Origin of the sequence: Marinobacter antarcticus, from assembly GCF_900142385.1 — a bacterium.
GTDB classification, from domain to species: Bacteria; Pseudomonadota; Gammaproteobacteria; order Pseudomonadales; family Oleiphilaceae; genus Marinobacter; species Marinobacter antarcticus.
On sequence record NZ_FRAQ01000001.1, the window covers coordinates 2,390,738 to 2,404,037 of the forward strand.

A 13,300-nucleotide genomic window follows, 5' to 3' on the forward strand; every position below is an offset into this window, starting at 1 on the left:
ACCTCTAAACGTAGAAGTCCAGATCTTCCTGGGCTTTCAACAGGTCCCGCATCTTGATGGGGTCGTCACCAAAGAAGAAGATCAGGCCCCAGTGCGTTCCGAAGGCTGAGCGTTCTGGAACCGTCTCTTCTGTCGGCGGGACCAGTTCGTGAGACTCGAAGTAGGGGTGCTCAATCGTTTCTTTGGGCATTTCCAGCCTGCTGACCACACGACGTTTTGGGTACACACCGAAGCAACCTGCGTAGCCCTTCGCGTCGACCACCTCACGAGGGAAGAAATTATCTACCTCCTCTTTGGTGCTTTTGGGATCAAACACCAACATGGATGCCTGATAGGCGCTGAATCCGTAAGCTCTCTCAATAAGCTCGAACGCCTTGAACCCCGGCGGACGATACGCAACTTCGCCAAAGTACATTGCGCCGTCAGCAGTAACGAAGTACTCGGGATGAATAAAGCCGAACTTGATGTCGAAGGTTTTGATCAGCAGCTCGATCTGCTTGGTGATCGCGTTGCGCCAGCTCTCAAGTTCCTTGGTGGCGGGGACGAACACCGAGTAGCCCAGCGTTACGTATTCGGAGATATTAAGGAACTTGATTTTCCCGTCGTGGATCCATGCCTCGACAGCAAACTCCCAGCCATCCAGGTGACTTTCCATCAGCAGGGGGTATTCTTCCGCCGGAATGGCGTCAATGTCTTCTATCTTTCGAATCATTCGGTGGCCGAGGCAACCGGCTTTGTCGAACGCCTTGACGTGAATCGGGTCGTCCGGGTCACCATCAAGGTGGAGCAGTGTCTGGTTGACGCGCTTCATGAAGCGGACGATGTCCTCTTTCTTGTAAGCCTCCTCAAAAATCCCGACGCGAATACCGCCCAGCTGTGCACGTCGCTTCATCAGAGACTTGTCACGAAACAGAATAGACTGGCCATACATATGAGGGCTGTCGAGTAGGACGGAGTTGATCGCACCTGACCACTCGACGGTTTCCTCAAACAGCGGTAGTGCTATATCAACGCCTTCCGCCTTCAGCTTTTCTGCAATATCGTGGGACCGATCGTTCAGACGGGTAAAATCCCATGGGATGAACGGTATCTTGTTTGCAGTACAGAAATCCGCCGCCCAATTCGGAGCAACCACAATATAGCGCCGGTCAAACTTCTGCGCGGCTTTTACCGCATTTAAGCTCCATCCAAGCAAGGCGATGTAGCCTTTGTTCGGATCCTTGGGCGTTTCCGTCCCACGAACAGAGTCCAATGTTGGATCGAGCCAGCCTGATACATCTTTAGATAATTGTGTTTCTGACGTTATCGACATTTGGGGTCCTCCTTGCTGGTTAACTCAGAACTACACCCAAAATGGAGCTCACCAAGTGAGCGTAGCCTTTTGCCTCAAAGCTTGCGGTCGGGGTAGATCGCGTCTTTTTGCTCGTCCGCAAGCTTCTGGCGATAGGCCAGTGTTTCTGGTTGATTGTCCGGAAACTGCCAGCCCTGAAGGTTTTCTTCTATCAATTGTATCAGAGCATCAATATGCCCGGGTGTCGCGTTCAGCGCGGTTATGTAGCTGAACCCTTCGCCACCGGCTTCCATAAAGTACCCTCGGTTTTCTTCATCAATTTCTTCAATGGTTTCCAGGCAGTCAGACGAAAAGCCCGGGCAGAAAACATCGATAGACTTAACGTTTTGCCCTGGAAGCGCTTTAAGCGTTTCGTCAGTATAGGGCTTGAGCCATTCTTCCTTGCCAAAACGGGACTGGAAGGTGGTCATGTACTCCGCTTTTGTCAGTCCAAGCCGCTCTGCCAGAAGTCTCGATGTTTTATGGCACTCGCAGTGGTATGGGTCGCCCTTGGTCAAATATTTCAGCGGCACCCCGTGGTAGGACAGAACCAGCTTCTGGTTACGGCCGTGGTTCGACCAATGGCTCTCAATATGCCGGGCCATCGCCTCAATATAGGGTGGGTAGTCCGGGTAATGGGAGATAAAGCGCAGGTCCGGTAACCACCGGCGTACCGAGAAGTTTTTGGCTATCGCATCGAAGGTAGATGCCGATGTAGACGCGGAATACTGTGGGTAAAGCGGCAGCACCACCAGCTTTCTGACGCCCTGTTGCTGCATTTCATCAAGTACCCTCGGAATGGACGGGTTGCCGTAACGCATGGCAAAACCTACGACTATGTCGGGGCCATACTTCTTCTTCAGAACTTCCCGAATGCCCTCAGCTTGCTGTGCAGTATGGATCAGCAGTGGCGAGCCCTCAGGCTGCCACACGCTCGCATACGCCGCTGCACTGCGCTTGGGGCGGATACGGAGGATGATGCCATGCAATATCAGCCACCACAGAGGGCGCGGTAACTCAACAACCCTCGGATCGGAGAGAAACTCCGCCAGATAACGTCGTAAAGCTGAAGGGGTCGGGGCATCTGGCGTACCAAGATTGGTTACCAGCACGCCAACCCTTTCCGGTTGGTTGTGCCGGAAGTTCTCTGAACCTTTGTATTGCATGGGAAGGTGGATCCTAAGCGTTGATCGTTTGAAGCAAAGCGGCTATTTCTGGTTCTCGGACTGTTGCGCCATACGCGGAGCGAGGCCGCTCATATCGTAGCCGGCACTGCTGGCTTTGCTGAGAAGTTCCCGTGCGGGAGTGGTACGGGCAGCGTTCAGAGCCCAAAGCATAGTGCATCGGGTTCCTGTCCGGCAAAAAGCCAATACGGGCTTTTCGGAATCCCGGATCATTGCCCCAAAGCGATCAACGTCTGCGTCAGTCACATTTCCGGATTCAACGGGCATGTAAACCCATGTCATGCCGTTTTCCCGAGCGGCAGCTTCAATGTCAGCCATTGCGGGCTGACCAAACTCTTCATGATCCGGGCGGTTCGCAACCAGTGTTCTGAAGCCAAGCCTGGCGGCCTCTGCCACATCTCCGTAGGTGATCTGAGGAGAGACGGAAATTGTGTCATCAATCTTTCGGATATCCATGGGGTTATTCTCCGGATTCGGTAAAAATGCAACGCCATCATCTCATAGGCGATGGCGACTGTCAGAATGCTACACCTTCAATAAGCTCACTCTTGAGCCGTTATGCTCCAGCCGCTGCCCGAACCATCAGGTCGGGCGCCAGATCTTCGGCGCTCAATCAGTTCGAATATACCCATGCCAGCCACCATGGAAGCCACGAATACAACGGCTTTTATTTCCCCCGCTCCCAGAGCCACCAGGCCCGGCCCGGGGCAGATACCGGCAATCCCCCAACCAATGCCGAACAACAGGCCACCGATCACCAGACGCTTGTCGATATGGGAATGCCCCGGCACTTTCATGTTGAAACCAAGAAATGAAAGGGTTCTTTTACGGGCCACGGTAAATGCCAGAAGGCCGACGATAATCGCGCCTCCCATTACGAATGCGAGCGAGGGATCCCAGAGGCCGGCAATATCGAGGAACCCAAGAACTTTCTCCGGGTTTGCCATGCCGGAAACAATAAGGCCAAGGCCAAACAGCAAGCCTGCAAACAACGAGGCGATAGCAGATTTCATGGTATTACACTCCCAGCACATGTCGGATAATGAAAACAGTCACAAACCCGGCGAACATAAAGCTCAGGGTTGCTGCTAATGATCGGGGTGAAAACCGCGACAGACCACAAACGCCGTGGCCACTTGTGCAGCCGGAGCCGTAGCGAGTGCCTATCCCTACAAGAAGGCCCGCGATAATCAGCGCAGGGTATCCCGCCTCTATTTCAATGGGCGGTAGCTGCGCGACCAGCATCCAAAGAGCCGGTGCTCCGAGAAGTCCGGCCAGAAAGGCAATTCGCCAGCTTATGTCGCCGGCAGAGGGGGCGAGCAGGCCGCCCAGAATTCCGCTGATTCCGGCAATCCTTCCATTGAGCAGAAGAAAACTCGCGGCAGCGAGGCCTACCAGCACGCCGCCGGCAAGTGCTGACCAAGGAGTAAAGCTACTCCAGGCAATATCTATCATTCAGAAAATCCTCCAATACGCCGTCTCAGGTGAGGTATGCGAACTTACATTCCAATGGTACCCAAATCCCAAATCCAAAATCTTGTTTTGGAATAAGCTTATAAGTATGGGCAATAATACCAAAAAAAAGCCCGGCTGGAATGCCGGGCAGAGGCGTGCGAGTAGTATCCATGAAAGACTTCCAGACAAACCGGCGTCAGCAGAGACTCCGGTATGAATAAGTATTGACTATAATTTGAACACTTCAAGCTCAAGGCCCGTCAATTTGAAAACATTTTTTCATATGGAACCCGCTTTTATACTGCAGCCATTGGTTATGCGGCTTTCAGGCCGACTGAAATCGGCCGCGAGCTGTAATACAATAGCACTCCAAATGCAGTATCTAATCCCAGAGGTTGTTACATGTCTGATGAGAATGACAAGAAGCCCGAAGACGATCCGCAGTTGGCTGCAAAGATAAAGGGTTCGGCCCGTCAGATATGGCTTGCTGGCCTGGGAGCCTATACCAAGGCGGAGGAGGATACCGGCAAGTTTTTCGAACGCCTGGTTCAGGAAGGTGAGCAGCTTGAGAGTAGAACCCGCGGTGCGGTTGAGAAGCAGATCCGCTCAGTAGAAGGTCGCGTTGAGGGTGTTCGTGAGCGAGCAACCGGGACCTGGGACCGACTTGAGCATCTGTTTGATGAACGCGTCTCTGGAGCTTTACGCCGGCTCGGTATTCACCGCAGGGAAGACATCGAGGGGCTCGAACATAGAATAGAAGCCCTTGAAGCGGAATTGTCAGCGCTCCGAGAGCGCAGCAGTCGGGATGAAGAAGAGTAGTTACAGATAGCCCCGGCTGACCAGTTTCGCGTGCTCCTGCTCTTCCGGTGCAAAGTATGGCAGCATCAGGTGCATCATCTGGTAAACACCGCGGCCGGGATCCACAGATTCCCGGTCATCAAGGTGAGACAGGGTGTCAAAGGCGCTCCAGTAACAAGCGGTCAGGGTGAGCTGCTCACACAATGAATCCAGCTCTTCCTGCTCGATCAGCATCATATTCTGGCGTCGCAGGCTTTCGCAAATGCTCCGGAATGCCCCGGTTTTATTTTTCAGAATCCGCCTGAAGCGTACCTGCAAACGCTCGTAACGAGATAGCACGTTCACCAGATCCTGATACAAAAATCGATAACGGGCCACGCCTTCAAACAGCAGATGCAGGAAAAAGCTTTGCTGATCCAGGCTGATATCCACGTCTTCCGGAACCGCTAGCAAATCCAGCATTTCCGCTTCAAACGCTGTAAACAGCTCTTCGACGATGTCGCCCTTACTTCTGAAATGGTAATACAGGTTGCCCGGGCTGATATCCAGTTCATCCGAAATGAGAAGGGTCGTCACATTTGGCTCACCCAGTTTGTTGAACAGCGACAGGCTGGCATTGAGAATGCGGTCGCGGGTTTTTATTTTTGTCATATCGCGCCTGGTTTGCTCTCAGAGTTCAAAGTTTGCCCACACCGGGCAGTGATCGGATGGCCGCTCCATCCCGCGAAAACCCAGGGACACTCCCGCTTCGCGTGCTTTGGGTAACAGGCTGTCACTGGCCATAATCAGGTCGATGCGCAGACCACGCTTAGGGTCTTTATCAAAGCCTTTGCTGCGGTAATCAAACCAGCTGAATGTTTGTGCATCTTCCGGGTGAAGATATCGGAAAACATCAGTATAGCCCCGGCTTTTAATCTGGCTCAGCCATTCCCGCTCTTCAGGAAGGAAGGCGCACTTCCCGGTGCGCAGCCAGCGCTTGGCATTGTCTGGGCCTATTCCTACATCTTTGTCTGTGGGCGCGATGTTCATGTCGCCCATGACCAGCACGTGGCTGCCCTGTATTTTTAGCTCATCAAGGTAGCTCATCAGATTAGCGTAGAACTTCTCTTTGGCAGGGAATTTTACCGGGTGGCCCCGGCTTTCGCCTTGAGGAAAATAGCCGTTGATCACCGTAAGTTTTTGGCCGTTTACGATGAACTGCCCGGTAATCAGGCGGCGTTGTGCGTCTTCGGGATCTCCGGGGTAGCCATTAAGAACCAGTTCTGGCTCCTCTCGGGAAAGCAGCGCAACACCATAGTGGGTTTTCTGGCCGTGAAAGTGTACGTGGTAACCCAGTTCACGAATGGCCTCAACCGGAAACTCTTCGTCTCGTACTTTGGTTTCTTGGATGCCTATGACATCTGGATTGTGGCTTTCAATCAGGGCTTCAATCTGGTGCAGGCGGGTACGGATACTGTTGACGTTAAAAGATACAAACATCATGGCTGAACACTCTCCGGCGTTGGTTGCCGCAGGAGTTTAACACATTGAAACCGTTGAATTGCCTCTCCGAAGGGGACTGTTTCAGAGGGTCAGCTTACATTCCGGGTAGGTGCTTACTGTATAGCGGATGGTTGCTGTGTAGTTCTGCTCGGCATTCTCACGCACGTTGGTGAGGCCTGAATAGGCCGTGAGCGCACCTTCACTGTTGTAGCCGAGGATGATGGGATCCACGAGGAATTTCAGTAAAACGCTGTCCGGGCGGATTTGCACGACGTGATCGGCATTCACAACCTGGCTCTGTGCCGGCTCTAGAATAAAGGCGTAATCCGTTCCCCGGGTCGGCGCCAGAAACCGGAACTTTACGGATTCGCCGCTGACAACCTTGTCCCAGTTCCGTCGCACCAAATTATCAAAGCCGGCATCCACCGCCAGGTTATTGGAAATCTCTACCGTTGAACGCTTTATGTCGCCCCCGGGCTGCTTCCATGCCACTGCGACAGAGCCGGAATCCGGGTAGGTGATGTCCAGCGACTCGTCAAAATCCGGTTGCTGATAATTCACCCTCGGGCGAATAGAGGACGAGCTGTAATCGAGTTTCTTTTCGGCGAAGGCTTCTGCATTGCCTTCAGCCAATTGAACATAGGTTACCCTATGTTCAATTGGCCGGAACACGTCGTTATCACAGGAGCCCTCGATTTGGTGCCGCTCCTCATAGAGTGCTTTCCCATCGCTGCTTTCCGCAGCCCCGGTAAACTGAAATATCTCGGCAGACACAGGCGTTGCAATAGCTGCTATGGCAAACGTTGCCGACAAAAACCAGGGACGGCGATTCATTAGGTCAGCTCCGGATAAAGCGATTTACGGGCAAATAGCAGTAATGGAAACACCACCAGCCAACCAAGAGCCAGAGCTATGAGTGAGGGAACCAGTTCCGGCAGTTCAACGACACCTATTTTGCTTGCTGACCAATAGGTGAAAGGGCCGGCGATGGGGGCAAACAGAAAAGCCAGCCACACCTTGCGACTGATCCAGTTCAGAGAGTGGCTGAGGGTGGTCATGAAAATAGCCCAGATAGCGACAATCCAAGGCGGAGTAATCAGCACTGCACCGCTACCGTCGTCCAGTACGCCAAGCCGGAACCAGAGCCCGTCTAGCACAGCACCGACAACCGTTCCCAGTCCGATAAACTGAAGCTCTGTAAAACGATTCTGGCTCACAAAAACAAAATGGATGAGCAGGAATGCAAGAACCAATAGCGGGCCCAGCAGGTCGGGGTAGGCCACGCAGGCGAACCACCCGATCTGGAAAAGTATAAAATTCAGTATATTACGGGCTGTTTCTGAAGTGATCATACACTCAGTATGTTCCGCCGCTTGTTACCGGGCTTGGCGAACACCAGCTGCGATACGCCGATGGCACGTTCACTGAACCCTGCTTCGCAATAGGCAAAGTAGAAGTGCCAGAGCCTGCGAAACGCCTGATCATATCCCTTGGACTCGAGCTGTTCGCGGTTGGCCATAAAACGATCACACCAGTCGCGGAGCGTGCGGGCGTAATGAAAACCCGTGTCTTCTGAATGGGCCAGAACCAGGTTTGACTGGTTACGTACCGATTCCAGGATGGCGCCAAAGGATGGAATAAAACTTCCCGGAAAGATAAAACGCTGGATAAAGTCCACGTTTTTGAGCGCGCGCTGGTAGCGTTGTTCCGGCATGTTAATGGCCTGAACGAGGGCAAGGCCCTCAGGCTTCAGCAAGGTATTTATCTGGTTGAAGTAACTGTCCAGAAATTGAGGCCCCACGGCTTCAATCATTTCGATGGAAACCAGTTTGTCGAACTGACCAGCAAGATCCCGATAATCATCAAACAGCAGGGTAATCCTGTTCTCCAGGCCCTCACTGATAACACGGTCCTGCGCAAGCTCCAACTGCTCTTTTGAGATTGTGGTGGTGGTTACGTGGCAGCCATAGTGTTTAGCCGCGTGTATGGCAAAGCCACCCCAGCCGGTTCCGATCTCGATTACCCGGTCGCCTGGCTGCAAGTCCAGTTTCTGGCAAATGGTGTCCAGCTTGTGAACGGCGGCTTCTTCAAGCGTTGATTCCTCATTGGGATAAATGGCGGAGGAATACATCATGGTTGGATCGAGGAAGGTTTCGAACAGATCGTTGCCAAGATCATAATGGGCGCTGATATTCTTTCTCGAGCCGTCTTTGGTGTTTCGGTTAAGCCAGTGCAACCCTTTCAAAGCGGGCTTGGTTACCCAGCTGAACCGATCCTCGAACTCGTTCATCCGGTCGATATTGCGGGTAAAGAACCGGAGCAGGGCAACCAGATCGGGTGACGACCAGTCACCGGCAACGTAGGCTTCGGCCGCGCCTACGCTACCTCCAGTTAGCAAGTCCCGCCATGTACTCTGATCATGAATAATCAGCTCCGCAGGCTGATGATCGGTGTTGCCATCACCAAACACCAGATCGTCCATGCCGGGTTCCCGGATGGTGAGAGCACCTTCGCCCAGCTGTCGGAGCTGCTGGATGACCAGGTTTCTGGCAACCCGGCTAACCAGGGACGCGCGTTCCTGCGAGTTGGCAATACGATCGGCCGATGTGTTCATGTTCTCCATGAGCTTACCTTTCCTCGAGTCTTGTTTGAATCGTCAACGCTGGTTACATCCAAGCCCTGGTCGCTGCTTCCCAGCCGGTGAGCCGGATCACTTTCAGCCAGCTTGTCCGGGTGTGTGTAGAATGGGGCGCCCTTGAGTTTCAGCTTGATGGCATGCCAGTAGATACCGGCAGCAACCTTGAGCGCTTCCACGGGGAACTGGCGCAAACTTCTATGGAGTGTTTTACGTGTGAGCGGTGTTCTCTGGACTACAAGAGTGGCATCAAAATGTTTTTTGCCTTCCTCCAGCACGTTCATGTGAATTCTCAGCTCCGGTCCGCGGAAACTGAATGTCCACTCGTAGTGCTGCGCCATGGCGTTGAACGGCGAAACATGAAAGCGTTTGGTGAACCCGAACTGTTCGGTGCGCCAGCCAGCAGAGTTGGCCTTGCTGCCTGTGGTTTCCAGGCAGTAGACATGGCGTTCATGCCAGGGCGTGTTGGTAATCTGCGCTACTATCACGGCCGGTACGTAACCACTGGAGCCACTTTCACCGTTGCGGTAACAGAAGTAAAAGCTGACCGGATTGAACACGTAGCCGGCATAACGGGGGTGGGTGATCAGTTCTACTGGTCCGTCAGGGCGCCAGCCAGTTGCTGCTTCGACCTGTTCGCGCACCGCTTCTGACAGATCACCGGCTTCGGGCCGGAAATAGTCTTTACGCTTGAGGGACATCCAGTTGAAGCGTTCCAGGGAAAAGAACGGGCTTACGTTGGCGACCTGGTGCCACTCGTCCGTATCCAGCGCCAGCATGCCCGTGTGGTATTCAAACTCATGCCGAACGGGATACAGGCGCCGGTGCCGGATTGAGCCTTGGAGCCATTGGCTGCTCATTATCAGAGCTCCACGCCAAAATCACTGGCTACCCGCAGCGCACTGCGCACGCCATCTTCATGGAAGCCATTGAACCAGTAGGCGCCGCAATAGTGCGTACGGTTATTGTTACCGATTTCCTCGTAACGCTCCTGAGCCTCGACCGCATCGAGCGTGAACACCGGGTGAGCGTAGCTGAAACGCTTGATCACCTTGCCTGGGGCAATGTCATGACTGCGGTTCAGGGTGACGCAGAAAGTCTCCGGTGCATTGTGGAAATTCTGCAGAGTGTTCATGTTGTAGGTAACAGAAACCGGCTCGGTGCTGTGCTTCGGGATGAAGTAGTTCCACGCAGCCCAGGCTCTCCGGTTTTCTGGCAGCACACTGCTGTCTGTGTGCAGTATTACATCGTTTTTCTGATAGGGGATGGCACCCAGGATTTCACGTTCCCGGTCGCTGGGGTCGGCGAGCATGGCCAGTGCCTGGTCGCTGTGGCAGCCAAATATGACCTGATCGAACTCGTGGGTCTGACCCTCAGCGGTTACTGTAACGCCATTCTCACTTCGGCTCACGGCTTGCACTGGCGTGTTCAGATGGGTGCAATCCCCGAGTCGTTCCATCATGGCCGTGACGTACTGTGCAGAACCACCGGAAATCACACGCCAGGTCGGGCGATCGTCTACCGACAGCATGCCGTGATTATTGAAGAACTGCAGGAAAAAACGTATCGGAAACTGCTCAAGCACAATTTCCGGCGCCGACCATATTGCTGCCCCCATGGGTACAATATAGTGGTTTCTGAAGTATCGGGAATAGCGGTTGCGGTTCAGGTACTCACCCAGCGTTTCCGTGCTCCGGATTTTGCCGTCCGCCATATCCGCGCGGGTTTCTTTGTTGAACCTCAGGATCTCCCGCACCATGTTCAGGAAAGGCAGATTCAGCAGGTTTTTACGCTGAGCGAAAAGGGTGTTCAGGTTGGTTCCGTTGTATTGCAGGCCGGTTGTGCCGGAATCCACACTGAAGCTCATGTCACTGACTTCTGAAGGCACGCCGAGGCGCTCCATCAGGCGCATGAAGTTTGGGTATGTCCAGTCATTGAATACGATAAAACCGGTGTTAACCGGCCAGGTACGCCCACCTGCCTCCACATACTCGGTGTTGGTATGGCCACCGGCGTAATCGCCGGCTTCAAAGACTTCGACATCGTGCTTTTCAGCGAGAAGCCATGCTGCCGTGAGGCCGGAGACACCGGCGCCGATAACAGCAATACGCTGACGTTCGTTGCTCATTCCTTTGTTTCCTGTTCGCTGGAGCTTTTGCGGGCCATGGAGGCGGCCATACGGTCAATCAGAGACTGGGGTAGGGCACCCAGACATTTCAGAATCCATGTAAAACGTTTCGGGAAGGCGATTTCGTTATGGCCCTTGGCAAGGCCGCTGACAATACGCTCGGCGGCATCCTCAGCAGTTACCAGAAACGGCATAGGGAAATCGTTGCGCTCGGTCAGTGGCGTCTTCACAAAGCCAGGAGAGACCAGAACCACGTCAATACCTTCGACAGCAAGATCTGCGCGCAAGCTCTGTGCAAAGTAGGCCAGTGCAGCTTTTGAAGCGCCGTAGCCTTCCGCACGGGCGAAGGGGAACCACCAGGCAGACGAGCCTACGATAACCAGAGTGGCGGGTAACCCCTTCGCACGGGTGCGGCGCAATGCGGGCAGGGCGATCTCAACACAGCGGGCGGTTCCGATTACATTGGTCTCTATGTTCTTGGCGATCACATCACTGCTGTAATCCGTGATATCGAGATACTCGCAAGTACCAGCGTTGAGAATGGCTATGTTCAGATCACCCTGGGATTCGAGTAATGGCGCAATCGATTGCAGATCGTCCTTGCTGGTTGTATCTGCCACGGCCAGTGTGATGCGTTCCGGTGCGAGGGACGTTATTTGCTCCAAGGGTTCGGTACGACGCCCGGTAATAACGAGTCGGTGCCCGCCCCGAATCAGAGCACGGGTTACGGATTCACCAATGCCGGAACTGGCGCCGGTGATCCAGATATTGGATATGGTATTCATGCGCTCGCTCATCCTGCGTAGCCCTTCACCCAGCGGATAACGCTACCGACCACCGGCAGGTTTTCATACAATAGCTGGCCGGCATCAAAATAATCACGGTGGTAACAGATTTTTCCGTCTTTGACCTTGAGGTGGCTGATGCCGGCTACCTGTATCTCACGCCCACCGAGAATCCGCTTGTGCCGCAAATGCATCACCCAGGGAATGCTGGCAAAACTGTCCTGAACCACAGCATCTTCAAAAGCGAAGTGACAGGAAATGACGTTGGCGTAAGCCCCTGCAAAGTAATGGGTTAATGCATCGAGACCTACCACAGCGCCAAGCGGATCCTGAAACCGGATGTCCTCACTATAAACTGCGGGTAGCTTTTTAAGATTGCCTTTATCCAGCTCGTTAAACAAAACTTTGAATTGTGCCAGCGTGGCAGGAACGGCCGAATTCGGGTGGCCCACTTCAATAGTCGCGGCAGCTTTCATTTCTGCGCCCTTCTCATTTGGTCAAGTTGGCGGGTTTCTTCCTGAATATTCTTAGGTATCGGGTTTAGCTCCCAGATTATGCCCAATTTCGACAGTACCCAGAGTCCGTACCAGGTCATATCGATCTCGTACCAGCGAAATCCCTGTCGGACAGATTGGGGCCAGCGGTGATGATTGTTGTGCCAGCCTTCACCGAGGGTCAGAATCGCCAGCCAGAAGTTGTTGCGACTGTTGTCTGAGGTTTCAAAACGACGCTTGCCCCAAACATGGGAGAGCGAGTTAATGGAAACCGTGGCGTGGAACAGCGCGACAGTGGAGATGAAAAAGCCCCATGTCAGCATCTGTAAACCATTGGTGCCCAGCCCCGGCGCCCAGGCTGCAAGCGCTTCACCCAGACTGTAAATCAGAATAGCTGCACCGGCCGGAATCAGCGCGTCAAAACGATTGATAAGCTTGAGCTCGGGAAATTTAAGCCAGTCGCGTATGCGTCGCTCGTCGGTGGCGAAGCCGGCGTCGCAGGTAAACCAGCCCATGTGAGACCACCAGAAACCGCCTTGGTGGGGGGAGTGAAGATCCTGTTCCCGGTCGGAATGCTGATGGTGATGCCTGTGATGCGCAGCCCACCACAGAGGGCCGCGCTGAGCGGCACTGGCGCCGAGCACTGCAAACATAAATTGGGCTGGGCGGCTTGTTTTGAACGTCTTGTGTGCAAAGTACCGGTGGTAGAATCCGGTAATGGCAAACATCCTTACAACAAAAAAGAAGAAGGCGAACCCGGCCGCAAACGCGCTGACACCAGTATAAAACGCAAGCAAACATGTCAGGTGTAGCGCCAGAAACGGAATGACACGCACAAAATTAAAGGAGCGGGAGGTTACGTCTAAGTGATCCGAACCGGCATCGGAATCGAACCACCTCAAAATGTTGATAAACCAGTTTTGCACTCGGGTCATACCTTGAAAGCCCTTTTTCTCTGAATTGAACCGGAACAGCGAGGTCTTCGGCAAAGCTTTCAAAAAGCCCGGGC

17 protein-coding genes are annotated in these 13,300 nt (G+C 53.6%); 1 reads left to right on the plus strand and 16 read right to left on the minus strand.

Annotation, left to right across the window (positions count from 1 at the left end):
* Window positions 1–4 precede the first annotated feature (4 nt).
* The 6 genes from BUA49_RS11145 to BUA49_RS17780 all read right to left on the minus strand — a co-directional run bounded on the left by BUA49_RS11145 (window position 5) and on the right by BUA49_RS17780 (window position 4,141).
* Window positions 5–1,312, minus strand: a complete 1,308-nt coding sequence (locus BUA49_RS11145; RefSeq protein WP_072797382.1) for an ATP-grasp domain-containing protein — start codon at window positions 1,310–1,312, stop codon at window positions 5–7.
* A 74-nt stretch (window positions 1,313–1,386) separates the two neighbouring features.
* Window positions 1,387–2,496, minus strand: coding sequence for a ferrochelatase (gene hemH, locus BUA49_RS11150; RefSeq protein WP_072797384.1), 1,110 nt, complete (start codon window positions 2,494–2,496; stop codon window positions 1,387–1,389).
* 42 nt (window positions 2,497–2,538) lie between these two features.
* Window positions 2,539–2,970 (minus strand): TIGR01244 family sulfur transferase, encoded by a 432-nt coding sequence (locus BUA49_RS11155; protein ID WP_072797386.1) that lies wholly within the window; start codon window positions 2,968–2,970, stop codon window positions 2,539–2,541.
* 86 nt (window positions 2,971–3,056) lie between these two features.
* The gene (locus tag BUA49_RS11160; protein WP_072797388.1) at window positions 3,057–3,527 is read right to left on the minus strand and encodes a YeeE/YedE family protein; all 471 of its coding nucleotides are present in this window, start codon (window positions 3,525–3,527) and stop codon (window positions 3,057–3,059) included.
* Window positions 3,528–3,531: 4 nt separating this feature from the next.
* Window positions 3,532–3,969: a YeeE/YedE family protein gene (locus BUA49_RS11165; RefSeq protein ID WP_072797390.1), complete on the minus strand. Its 438-nt coding sequence runs from the start codon at window positions 3,967–3,969 to the stop codon at window positions 3,532–3,534.
* Between the two features lie 25 nt (window positions 3,970–3,994).
* Window positions 3,995–4,141, minus strand: coding sequence for a hypothetical protein (locus tag BUA49_RS17780; protein WP_175547569.1), 147 nt, complete (start codon window positions 4,139–4,141; stop codon window positions 3,995–3,997).
* Window positions 4,142–4,371: 230 nt separating this feature from the next.
* On the opposite strand from BUA49_RS17780, the gene BUA49_RS11170 reads away from it, so the two are divergent.
* Window positions 4,372–4,788 (plus strand): phasin family protein, encoded by a 417-nt coding sequence (locus BUA49_RS11170; protein WP_072797392.1) that lies wholly within the window; start codon window positions 4,372–4,374, stop codon window positions 4,786–4,788.
* On the opposite strand, the gene BUA49_RS11175 is transcribed toward BUA49_RS11170, so the two are convergent.
* The 10 genes from BUA49_RS11175 to BUA49_RS11220 form a co-directional block, all read right to left on the minus strand.
* On the minus strand, window positions 4,789–5,418 hold the full coding sequence (locus BUA49_RS11175; protein WP_072797394.1) for a TetR/AcrR family transcriptional regulator: 630 nt from the start codon (window positions 5,416–5,418) through the stop codon (window positions 4,789–4,791).
* Window positions 5,419–5,436: 18 nt separating this feature from the next.
* Window positions 5,437–6,249 (minus strand): exodeoxyribonuclease III, encoded by an 813-nt coding sequence (xthA, locus tag BUA49_RS11180; protein ID WP_072797396.1) that lies wholly within the window; start codon window positions 6,247–6,249, stop codon window positions 5,437–5,439.
* An 81-nt stretch (window positions 6,250–6,330) separates the two neighbouring features.
* A complete protein-coding gene (locus BUA49_RS11185) occupies window positions 6,331–7,083 on the minus strand; it encodes a hypothetical protein (protein WP_072797398.1) in 753 nt (250 codons plus the stop codon).
* Window positions 7,083–7,601, minus strand: a complete 519-nt coding sequence (locus BUA49_RS11190) for a DUF2878 domain-containing protein (RefSeq protein WP_072797400.1) — start codon at window positions 7,599–7,601, stop codon at window positions 7,083–7,085. Before BUA49_RS11190 ends, BUA49_RS11185 begins: the two co-directional genes overlap by 1 nt.
* A complete protein-coding gene (locus tag BUA49_RS11195) occupies window positions 7,598–8,863 on the minus strand; it encodes a class I SAM-dependent methyltransferase (RefSeq protein WP_407656678.1) in 1,266 nt (421 codons plus the stop codon). The genes BUA49_RS11190 and BUA49_RS11195 overlap by 4 nt, the downstream gene beginning before the upstream one ends.
* Window positions 8,860–9,744 carry a DUF1365 domain-containing protein gene (locus tag BUA49_RS11200; protein ID WP_072797404.1) on the minus strand — a complete coding sequence of 295 codons (885 nt, stop codon included), beginning with the start codon at window positions 9,742–9,744 and terminating at the stop codon, window positions 8,860–8,862. Before BUA49_RS11200 ends, BUA49_RS11195 begins: the two co-directional genes overlap by 4 nt.
* Window positions 9,745–9,746: 2 nt before the next feature.
* Complete coding sequence (locus BUA49_RS11205) at window positions 9,747–11,012, minus strand: NAD(P)/FAD-dependent oxidoreductase (RefSeq protein WP_072797406.1); 1,266 nt, start codon at window positions 11,010–11,012, stop codon at window positions 9,747–9,749.
* Window positions 11,009–11,809 (minus strand): SDR family NAD(P)-dependent oxidoreductase, encoded by an 801-nt coding sequence (locus BUA49_RS11210; protein WP_072797413.1) that lies wholly within the window; start codon window positions 11,807–11,809, stop codon window positions 11,009–11,011. The genes BUA49_RS11205 and BUA49_RS11210 overlap by 4 nt, the downstream gene beginning before the upstream one ends.
* Window positions 11,806–12,273: a nuclear transport factor 2 family protein gene (locus tag BUA49_RS11215; protein WP_072797415.1), complete on the minus strand. Its 468-nt coding sequence runs from the start codon at window positions 12,271–12,273 to the stop codon at window positions 11,806–11,808. The genes BUA49_RS11210 and BUA49_RS11215 overlap by 4 nt, the downstream gene beginning before the upstream one ends.
* Window positions 12,270–13,226 (minus strand): acyl-CoA desaturase, encoded by a 957-nt coding sequence (locus BUA49_RS11220; RefSeq protein WP_072797860.1) that lies wholly within the window; start codon window positions 13,224–13,226, stop codon window positions 12,270–12,272. The genes BUA49_RS11215 and BUA49_RS11220 overlap by 4 nt, the downstream gene beginning before the upstream one ends.
* Window positions 13,227–13,300: the final 74 nt, after the last annotated feature.

Excerpts from the sequence above, each read along its gene's own strand:
- BUA49_RS11190 (WP_072797400.1), bottom strand. The coding sequence starts at position 7,601 with ATGATCACTTCAGAAACAGCCCGTAATATACTGAATTTTATACTTTTC.
- xthA (WP_072797396.1), bottom strand. The coding sequence starts at position 6,249 with ATGATGTTTGTATCTTTTAACGTCAACAGTATCCGTACCCGCCTGCAC.
- BUA49_RS11200 (WP_072797404.1), bottom strand. The coding sequence starts at position 9,744 with ATGAGCAGCCAATGGCTCCAAGGCTCAATCCGGCACCGGCGCCTGTAT.
- BUA49_RS11155 (WP_072797386.1), bottom strand. The coding sequence starts at position 2,970 with ATGGATATCCGAAAGATTGATGACACAATTTCCGTCTCTCCTCAGATC.
- BUA49_RS11145 (WP_072797382.1), bottom strand. The coding sequence starts at position 1,312 with ATGTCGATAACGTCAGAAACACAATTATCTAAAGATGTATCAGGCTGG.
- BUA49_RS11165 (WP_072797390.1), bottom strand. The coding sequence starts at position 3,969 with ATGATAGATATTGCCTGGAGTAGCTTTACTCCTTGGTCAGCACTTGCC.
- BUA49_RS11170 (WP_072797392.1), top strand. The coding sequence starts at position 4,372 with ATGTCTGATGAGAATGACAAGAAGCCCGAAGACGATCCGCAGTTGGCT.
- BUA49_RS11175 (WP_072797394.1), bottom strand. The coding sequence starts at position 5,418 with ATGACAAAAATAAAAACCCGCGACCGCATTCTCAATGCCAGCCTGTCG.
- BUA49_RS11160 (WP_072797388.1), bottom strand. The coding sequence starts at position 3,527 with ATGAAATCTGCTATCGCCTCGTTGTTTGCAGGCTTGCTGTTTGGCCTT.
- BUA49_RS11195 (WP_407656678.1), bottom strand. The coding sequence starts at position 8,863 with ATGAACACATCGGCCGATCGTATTGCCAACTCGCAGGAACGCGCGTCC.
- BUA49_RS11205 (WP_072797406.1), bottom strand. The coding sequence starts at position 11,012 with ATGAGCAACGAACGTCAGCGTATTGCTGTTATCGGCGCCGGTGTCTCC.
- BUA49_RS11185 (WP_072797398.1), bottom strand. The coding sequence starts at position 7,083 with ATGAATCGCCGTCCCTGGTTTTTGTCGGCAACGTTTGCCATAGCAGCT.
- hemH (WP_072797384.1), bottom strand. The coding sequence starts at position 2,496 with ATGCAATACAAAGGTTCAGAGAACTTCCGGCACAACCAACCGGAAAGG.
- BUA49_RS11210 (WP_072797413.1), bottom strand. The coding sequence starts at position 11,809 with ATGAGCGAGCGCATGAATACCATATCCAATATCTGGATCACCGGCGCC.
- BUA49_RS17780 (WP_175547569.1), bottom strand. The coding sequence starts at position 4,141 with ATGGATACTACTCGCACGCCTCTGCCCGGCATTCCAGCCGGGCTTTTT.
- BUA49_RS11220 (WP_072797860.1), bottom strand. The coding sequence starts at position 13,226 with ATGACCCGAGTGCAAAACTGGTTTATCAACATTTTGAGGTGGTTCGAT.
- BUA49_RS11215 (WP_072797415.1), bottom strand. The coding sequence starts at position 12,273 with ATGAAAGCTGCCGCGACTATTGAAGTGGGCCACCCGAATTCGGCCGTT.